Origin of the sequence: Escherichia sp. MOD1-EC5950 (genome assembly GCF_002965345.1) — a bacterium.
GTDB classification, from domain to species: domain Bacteria; phylum Pseudomonadota; class Gammaproteobacteria; order Enterobacterales; family Enterobacteriaceae; genus Escherichia; species Escherichia marmotae.
The window spans coordinates 70483-78960 of record NZ_PTSR01000022.1 but is presented as its reverse complement, the minus strand read 5'-3'; the positions used below and the strand labels follow the sequence as shown (position 1 = coordinate 78960).

The 8478-nt window shown below is 51.8% G+C and carries 8 protein-coding genes; all 8 read right to left on the bottom strand.

Annotated features, from left to right (window positions below):
* Positions 1–1829: phage tail-collar fiber domain-containing protein (locus tag BEA93_RS25790; protein WP_236942895.1), on the bottom strand; the 1829-nt coding region annotated here is incomplete at its 3' end.
* Between the two features lie 6 nt (positions 1830–1835).
* Complete coding sequence (locus BEA93_RS18760; RefSeq protein WP_105224893.1) at positions 1836–2387, bottom strand: tail fiber assembly protein; 552 nt, start codon at positions 2385–2387, stop codon at positions 1836–1838.
* Between the two features lie 2 nt (positions 2388–2389).
* A complete protein-coding gene (locus BEA93_RS18755) occupies positions 2390–4090 on the bottom strand; it encodes a phage tail-collar fiber domain-containing protein (protein ID WP_105224892.1) in 1701 nt (566 codons plus the stop codon).
* The gene (locus BEA93_RS18750) at positions 4087–4722 is read right to left on the bottom strand and encodes a phage tail protein (protein WP_000775222.1); all 636 of its coding nucleotides are present in this window, start codon (positions 4720–4722) and stop codon (positions 4087–4089) included. The genes BEA93_RS18755 and BEA93_RS18750 overlap by 4 nt, the downstream gene beginning before the upstream one ends.
* Complete coding sequence (locus BEA93_RS18745) at positions 4719–5903, bottom strand: baseplate J/gp47 family protein (RefSeq protein WP_057108816.1); 1185 nt, start codon at positions 5901–5903, stop codon at positions 4719–4721. Before BEA93_RS18745 ends, BEA93_RS18750 begins: the two co-directional genes overlap by 4 nt.
* Positions 5896–6246 (bottom strand): DUF2590 family protein, encoded by a 351-nt coding sequence (locus BEA93_RS18740; RefSeq protein ID WP_105224891.1) that lies wholly within the window; start codon positions 6244–6246, stop codon positions 5896–5898. The genes BEA93_RS18745 and BEA93_RS18740 overlap by 8 nt, the downstream gene beginning before the upstream one ends.
* Positions 6236–8332 carry a phage tail tape measure protein gene (locus tag BEA93_RS18735; protein ID WP_105224890.1) on the bottom strand — a complete coding sequence of 699 codons (2097 nt, stop codon included), beginning with the start codon at positions 8330–8332 and terminating at the stop codon, positions 6236–6238. The genes BEA93_RS18740 and BEA93_RS18735 overlap by 11 nt, the downstream gene beginning before the upstream one ends.
* The gene (locus tag BEA93_RS25345) at positions 8332–8478 is read right to left on the bottom strand and encodes a DUF6890 family protein (protein ID WP_000906384.1); all 147 of its coding nucleotides are present in this window, start codon (positions 8476–8478) and stop codon (positions 8332–8334) included. The genes BEA93_RS18735 and BEA93_RS25345 overlap by 1 nt, the downstream gene beginning before the upstream one ends.

Sequence of the window (8478 nt, the reverse complement as noted above, 5' to 3'; positions counted from 1 at the left end):
CTCGGTGTGGAACCGTAGGAGCCAGCCCCCGCAGAAGATATTGTGCACGAAAGATTAACTCCGCCCAGTTGTGACCCCTGCACCACATCACCCAGGCCAATTTTGATTTCTTTATCCCCGGAAGTTGTTCCGCGATAAACAGCCAGCACCGGAACACCCACTGCCGGGTATTTGAAATATGAGCCTGAGCCAGCTGTCCTGGACAGCAGGAACGCCAGCGAATCGCCGTCGTAAATAATGGGGCTTACTGTTGCATTCCAGTTGTTTCCACTCCAGCGGTAAGTCAGGCGATGAATACTGTGCTCACCTTCGTAATACTGGTTAAAACACAGCAGCGTTTTGAATTTGCGCGTTGTGTCCGACTCGTCGTTATCAAAGGGTGACCACATCACATCAATGATGCCGTTAAATTTCGTGGTGCCCGCCAGTAGTGTGGAAGAGTCCGCAATACTGACCGCATAACGCCCCGGGGTGGCCTCTTTCAGCCATTCAGCAAAATCGGCCTGTCCGTTAAATGTCAGGGCTTCGGTGCTGGTAAATGCTTGGCCGAATCCATACATGCCGGACAGCGCCAGCCTGCCAGGTGTACGATCCCGGATATCCGATTGCGCGTCTTTTACAGTTGTGTTGCCAGTTAATGGGGTAAGATCTCTCCATACAACAGGGGCTCCGTAGTCAGAGCCGCGAACGCTGGAAAGAATACGTCCGTCTCTTCCGTAAAACAGAATAAGTTTTGTTGCTGTCTGGCTGGTTTTGTCATTCTGCCAGTTGTCCAGCCAGATAAATTCGACTACACCAGTTAAATCACCTGATGACATTGATGATGTGTAATATCGACCTGGTTCTGTGTTCATGCATATCAACGCAAGCTCATCAAGATTTGTAATGCCGAGCACCATCCCCTCGTGCTCTGTCATTCCGTATCCAAATGCCCCCGGCAGCGCCAGCCTGCCTGGTGTGCGGTCGCGGATATTGCTCTGGGACTCCATCGTTGCAGCCGCTTTCAGTTCAAGTTCCGTGCGCATGGCTTCAGGTGTGTCCAGTGCCAGTAATGCGCGGGCTTTTTCTGACAGCGGAGAGAGAGAAACATTCCCGTCCTGATTAAAGTACAGAAGATTATCTGCCCGTTTCGTCAGTTCACTGATTGCCGTCAGCAAATCGTTCAGCGGTTGTTTACCCGCCAGCGCGCTAATGACCGTCGTCGAAAAGTTCGGGTCATTGCCCAGCGCCGCTGCCAGTTCGTTCAGTGTGTCCAGGGCTTCCGGTGATGAGTCAACCAGTGCGGCGAGCAGTTTGCGAACAAACGCTGCGTTCGCCATCTCCAGCCCGACCGCATCGTCTGGCGGAGTTGGTGTGGTTGGTGTGCCGGTGAACGCCGGGCTGTCCAGTGGCGCTTTTTTGTTTATTTCAGGGAAAAGATCTACCTGCCAGCTCTGTGGAGGAACGGTAATTTGCGCAGCCTGAGCAATGCCGCTGTATATAATTGTGAAATTACGAATAAGTGATTCGCCTGTTACTTTTTGTTGAACAGGCGTCTTTATTACGCCGCATAGTGTTCCGCTGGCCTGATGGATAAGGCAAATCCAGTCATAACTGAATGCACAGTCATCAGGAACAACCGCGCTACACACAATATTGTTCGGGCTTAACTGGCCGTAAGTCAGTTCATTCACAGCATATGTGATTTTTTCTTCCGGAACGGTATTATCTTCGCGCGTTGGTTCCCGCTCCATCAGGGCAAAAATAATAGCATCAGGGCGTGCAGGTAAATTACTGGCTGTGCATTCAGCAACCCACTTTTCAAATGCTTTCGTCAACAATGCGCTCATTACTTCTTAATTCTCGCTAATGTTCTGCGGTAATTCTGGCCATACAATCGCGGCATACGATGCTTTATCTGTAACCTGGCTGAATGTCATCTCCCGTAACGTTTTTGTATAAATACGGCAGGCTTTCAGTTTTTCCCTGTCTTCGTCGCTGATTAATCCCAGCAGCAGGTCTTTTTCCCATTCGCTGGTCATGATACTGGCCTGTTTTAACAGTGCATCACGCTCATCTTCCGCTTTAAGTTTGTAGTCGAAGATAAAATTGCCATCGCGGTAAAACCAGTAACCAGGCGCGGTAATACGGCGATTAGCGGTAATATCCGGAACTTCAATAACACTGGCGTTACGGGGTTCAATGCCTGTCACATCCTTACCGACCCACACCACGCGCCCGTCTCCGGTGTAAACCATTTTTATGGTGTCACTGGCAAAGTTCTTCTGTTCTTCATACCAGTTTTTGCCGTCTTCCGAAAAAAGCCAGGTGACACCATATTGTTTTGTCAGCTGATATTGTTCCGCGGTTTTCGGATTACCCGCAGTAATATTTTTTAAATGCAACATTGTTAAACACTCGCCACGTTATACCAGGTACCGTTAATCAGTTTCTGAAGCGGTCGGTAATACACGCCGCCGATGTTATCTGCCGAATTACTTCCGGTTTCCTGCACATTAATACCGGATAACCCGTGGCCTGAAGGTGAGCGAAATGTCCAGGATATCTGGTTACCTCCCGGGTTGTAATACATTTCGGAACCATAACGCACATCCTGCACGCCGCCTGTTTTGGTCTGGTAACGGGCATCAAAGTTTCCGTAGTCTGACGGTGTTACCCGTCCTGTAACGTTTACAGCTTTATTACTCTGGATACTGCCACTCTGAAAACGCAACACATGCACGCTATTGGCATAAACATCCAGCAGGCCATCACCATTCTGTTTCAGGCCGGTATCGTTATCCCCGAAAGCAATTGAGTTTCCGCCCAGTGCGTTCTGAACGCCGATACCCAGCGCACCATTGACCTGAGAACCGCCGCCAACAGACACTTTATGCGACATGGATATTTCACCCGTCCGCAGATTAATAGTGAACGGTCGAAGTGGACCAATATCGCCATTCTCGCCCTGACCTTCACTGGTAGGGATAAGGTGCAGGCACTCTTCCGAACGACGAAAAATCAGACCAAAGGCTTCGTTGAAAATCCTCAGCGCATTAACACCACGGATTTTCAGTTCCCCGGTCATGGTGTCGCCGTCACGCTCAACAGCGCCTTTTGCCTTATCCATTGCGGCTTTTACTGCCTTTGATGTGGCGGCGCGGTCTTCTGCGTCGCTGTCGGTGGAGTTGCTGTACTGCGCAAAGCCTTTCTCCTTCAGTGTTGCGTCCGGATGACGGCGGGATTTTTCGTGCTCTGCCAGTGCATTGCTTTGTTCTTCATCGGGCGTCTGTGGACGTAAATCCTGTAAGCCTTCTGATGTCAGTTTCGCAAGTGGCGCGACAAAGTGTCGGAAGCCGTTACCGTCTGTATAGGACGCATGTTCCTGGCGGGCGCAGAACGTAAAAACGGTATTCCATTCGCCGGTAACAAATCCCTGCCAGCTTGCATCAATCCAAATGGTATCCCCGACCGCAGCCGGCAGGCTGTAAGGTTCGCGCAGACTGACGCGCAGACCTCCCACATAACCCACGCCGGCGGCAACAGTAGCGGTACCATCCTGATAGCTGACCTGAAAACCATCCCCCAGAAAAGCGGCTTCACCGTAGTGATCAAACGCCAGCAGCCGGCGGGCCTCATCCATTCCTGCAAGGCGTGCAGTGAAATCAATCTGCCAGACATCAGCACTGACATCGATATGCATTGCTGCGGCTGCGCCGTCAAACTCCATGGAAAATGTGCGGATCAGGTTGTTTCCCTGTACGCCGTTCGCTGTTTTAATTTTTTGCTGACGAGGTGTGTGTGCAATCATGCAGAGCACGCCGCTTTCTTCGTTCAGCAGGCCGATCCAGTTGTATTCGAAGTCGCCGACTGTCGTGTCCAGAATGATGGAAAACGCGGTCGCGTTCGGCGACAGGAGGCCGTACTGGGTGACCGGCGCACGATACTGAATCATGGATTCATCAGGGAGTATCTCATCGCGGGGGATCTCTGCGGATTCATCCTGTCCCGGAATATATGCAAAAACAAATGTATCCGGGCGCGCAGGTTTTCCACTGATGAGCTGATTCGCACACCAGTGTTCGTACTGTTCAGTAATAATCGTGCTCATGCTTCGTCTGCCTGTAATGTGTAATGCTCCACGGACAGGCCGTAATGTCCTGCCTGTAGCGAAGCGGTTAACCAGATGGTGTCCTTTCTCACCGTTGCTTCTGCTGTGTGATACCTGTAATGGCCATCAAATGTGCCGGCTGTCAGCCGGGCAGTGGTTGTATTGATTACCTGAAAGAAATAGCGCCTGCAGGTACGACCATACTGGCGCACGAGCTGCATCATCAGCGCGTTGTTTTCACTTAACTGGGTGTCATTAATGCGCAGTAAAATAACGTCCCAGTCATGCTGCAGTTGCCGTTCCAGTGTTTTAACGTCTCCCACGCCAAGACGCTTAAAGATGCGTTCGAAGCCGGCGCGTTCGCCCGAGTCCTGAGCGTTAATAAACGCGTGTTTCACTCTTAAGCGAAATAACGAAACCGGCTCACCTTTAAATCGGGTGATATTGCGCTGATAAGCCAGCAGGTTAAGTAAAGGCTCTGCGCAGGTGTCGACATCAATCTGCTGTAGTGGCCACGTCAGCCAGCTGTATACCTTTTCCCAGTAGCGATGCGATGAATGTGCCAGCGTTAACGGCTCGCCTTTATTCATCCAGGTGGGGAGCGGGAGTTCAGGGATCTCCGGAAGTTTCACGCGCTCACCTCCACAGTAAGGGATTCCAGACGAGGAACAGCCAGATCACTGAGAATATCCGGAAGAGAAAATGTAACCGACTCCACCTGTGGAAATACCTGGTGGATCTCTTCGCCCAGTCTGGACATGCTGAAACGGCTATACGGCCATGTTTTCTGAACGTCATAATCGCTGTTTTCTCGAAATGCACAGCGAACCAGATTTTCCACATTGCGCAATAACGTCTGAATTTCCTCATCGCTGAGGTTCAGTGTTGCATATAACCAGAGTGTCACGGTCAGGGTGTGGCGTGTTTCAGGCATGGAAAAACAGCGCAGATCATCACCGTGTCCGTGATGACCTTCATCGTTAATGAATGCGTTTACTGCATCAACGAACGGTTCGGATGCGATGCCAGTATCCAGCAGAATGTAAGCATTTGCTGTGCCGGGGCCGCGTGGTGCGTCATGCAGAAAATAGATGCGGTCGGCACTGATGCCGGCAACGCCGGCAATTAATCCCCGGTAAACAGCATCTGTGTGATAAGCGCCGGCAAGATTAAACTGATTGCGAACACGATCACGCAGCTCGTCATCGCTTTCTTCGTTGGCACCCGGTGTGGTCAGCCAGTTTTCATCGTTCTCAACACCGGCAATACCATCAATCGCCACCGGAAGGATGCGGTAATATCCCGGCGCAAGGTTAAAGCCGGCTCCGGCCTGTTCCGCAGAAACATCGATGTTCATGCTGAGTGTTCCTGCCGGAATAACGGTATCCCTGACAACGGTCAGCGTATAAATCACGCCGTTAATGCGTTCTGTCTGAATCTGCGTACCGGCCGGCACGGTAACTGCGTGATCAATGTCGTTTTTGGTGAAACGAATCACGCCGGCTGCGTGCGTGGCGGCCTTGCGTTGCAGGTTTACCGCCCAGGCAAAAACATCAACGAATACACCGCTGGCATCAGCCAGAAACAGGTTTTTCATCACCACATTAACCAGCGCATCTTTCAGCCACATTACGGGTTTTGTGGTGATAGCTGTAATCAGTCGCCAGAACGGCGACATGCGGGATGTGTTGGTGATAAGCCCTTCGTCTTTGACAATGGCTTCAAATTCAGCACGTGCCTGTTCTTCGGTTACCGGCATGCCATTATCAGCCAGAATGCGCTCGTAATCTGCGGTAGGTTTGCCGTTAATCATCAAGAGATACCGTAAAAGTCAGGGGTTCAAAAAAATCTTCGGTGTGGGCGCTAATCAGCAGGCGACCAGAAAGCAGGGTTTCTTCTGTCACACTGACCGTGCCAGGTGTGATGCGCTCATCATCTTCAATCAGCAGTGTCATCTGCATCATGATGTCGGCACGAAGCGTCGGGCTTTTTTCAGCCAGCAGGCGCGTTGCCAGTCCGCTCTCAATGATGGCGTGCTGGCAGTCCTGGGCAATACTTTCCCTGTTGTTGCATAACACCGGCTCACTGGCGCTGTTCAGCGTGAGATTGCGGCCGGTGATGAGCAAATCAATGTAAAGCGGTTTATCAGTATGCATGCAGCTCCATCCACTCGTTAAGACGGGCAGGGGATGGATCCTGCACATTGACGTTGACCACACGACGGGAGTTGTCGATGGTGGTCTGGTTTTCGCTGTTGTTCTGCATCTCTGCCGCAATGCCGCCCGGTCCCGCACTGATGGCTTTGCCGCCGGTTAATACGGAGCCTTCGCCACTTCCTGTGCTTTCTGATGTGCCGATGTTAACGCCGGGGATCATGTTGAGTTTGTCCACAATCCAGCCCCATGAATCACTGAAGGACTGTTTCACCAGTTCCCAGAGGTTGCTGAAAATATTCAGTATGCCGCCCGCGAGATCCTTCAGGGCATCCAGTGGTGAATGGGTGGAAAAATAGTTAACCAGTGCATTCCAGCCATCCCTGATTGCACTCCATGCATTGCCGAACCACGCCCCCATGCTGTTAATGATGCCGGCAACCCACTGAAATGCAGCGGTATCCATCAGTGCAGCTTTGATTTCATCCCAGCGGGTAATCAGGAAATAAATGCCCACACCCAGCGCAGCCAGTGCCAGGATGATTAATGTGATGGGGCTGAAAAGTAACTGTGTTGCAATTGCGGCTCCGCTGGTGACTGCGGAATAAATCCCCATGGCAACAGAAACGGCTGATAATGCTGCTGCCTGCAGGAGCATTCCGGCACGTTGTAGGCCCATCAATAGCAGTTGTGCTCTGGCGCGAATATTCATCACTCCCATGGCGATGTTTATTGCCAGATATATTGCTCTTACCATGCGGGCGGCAGCACAGAACGCAAGCATAACCACTCTCATTGTGCGATACAGAAAAACGATTAATTTCAGTGGGGCGATGACGGCCATCCAGACCATGCGTAATCCCACCCAGATAAATTTCGCAACCCCCATTACGACATTGACCGTTGCGCCAACCGCCGCAACACCAATAAGTGCCGCGCTTAATAAGCCGATTGCGCGAGTGATGTTTGGATACAGGCGTAACCAGGCAACAAAGGATTTACCGCCTTCGTTGCTTTTCTGGATAAACGGGTACAGAACAGGCAACAACTGCGTGCCAATTTCGATGCGAATGCCGTTAATAATTGCAGCGGCCTGTTCCCATGGATCAGCCATGGCCTGCGCCATTTCGACAGCCTTATCCATACCTTTGATATTGCCCAGCGTGGCGATATTCTTTTCAAGTCCGCCAATGTCCGCATTGAGTAATTTAATCATGGCCACAGCTTCATCGGAGCCAAAGGCGCTTTTTAGCAAATCGGAATCAGCCACTTTTGACAGATCACCAAATTTACCCCTGATAAGTTTCATGATCTCGACAACACTTTTCATGGTGCCGTCTTTATTCACGAAATTAAGCCCCAGCTTTTTCTGGGCGCTACCTACTGCGGCAAGAAATGCCTTGTATTTTGTCCCGGCCTCGCTGCCACTCATGGTGGCCTGTAGTTGTCCCAGCACGGCGAACTGTTCAGCCGCATCAATACCGGCCGCTTTTGCACTAGCCCCCAGCGTGGTGAACGCCGCTGACATGTTATCGCCGGTTGTTTTAAACATTTGCACGGCGGTGGCGGTTTGCCCGGCGACCTGCTCCACCCATTTACTTTTTCCCATGGCATCAGCCTGGTCTTTAAAGATGCCGTACATGGTGCCCATGTAGGCGGTAATGGTCTGGCTGCTGGATTTGGTTGCTGCTGCCACCGTTGCTGATGCGGTGGTGAAGCGGGACAGCTCATCGTCAGTTAACCCGGCAATGGCTGACTGGATGTCGTAAGAAGCACGCACAAAATCCTGCGCAGCCCCGCCGTATTCCATAGTGAAATCAACGGCGGCGCGGCTGAGTTTACGCAATCCGGACTCTGCGACGCCCAGTGATTTCACCTCACCGAGCGCCCTGTCCATTTCAATGGCTGGCATCAGTGCCCCCTGAATGGCTGCACCCACTCCCCAGAGCGCAGCGCCTCCGGTAGCAATGTCCCGAAAGGCTCCCCGACTTGTTGCAGCAAATCCCTGAACCTGTCGCCCGGCTGCACGCAACGGCCTTGTCAGGCGATCTGTCAGTTCAAGAAGTAATTCAAGGCGCTGTTGTGACATTACGATCCCTTAAAAGCACGGATAATGCCGTTATTGACGGCGATGCTCATATTTTCCCAGTAGTGGTTATCCAGCCAGACGGCGGCAGCCAGTGACTGCGGCGAGTCATCCTCGCCGGGCAGCCAGTGGCGGCGCAGAATCAGCAT

Coding starts and splice junctions, on each gene's coding strand:
- BEA93_RS18760 (WP_105224893.1), bottom strand. CDS start 2,387: ATGTTGCATTTAAAAAATATTACTGCGGGTAATCCGAAAACCGCGGAA.
- BEA93_RS18755 (WP_105224892.1), bottom strand. CDS start 4,090: ATGAGCACGATTATTACTGAACAGTACGAACACTGGTGTGCGAATCAG.
- BEA93_RS18745 (WP_057108816.1), bottom strand. CDS start 5,903: ATGATTAACGGCAAACCTACCGCAGATTACGAGCGCATTCTGGCTGAT.
- BEA93_RS18740 (WP_105224891.1), bottom strand. CDS start 6,246: ATGCATACTGATAAACCGCTTTACATTGATTTGCTCATCACCGGCCGC.
- BEA93_RS18735 (WP_105224890.1), bottom strand. CDS start 8,332: ATGTCACAACAGCGCCTTGAATTACTTCTTGAACTGACAGATCGCCTG.
- BEA93_RS25345 (WP_000906384.1), bottom strand. CDS start 8,478: ATGCTGATTCTGCGCCGCCACTGGCTGCCCGGCGAGGATGACTCGCCG.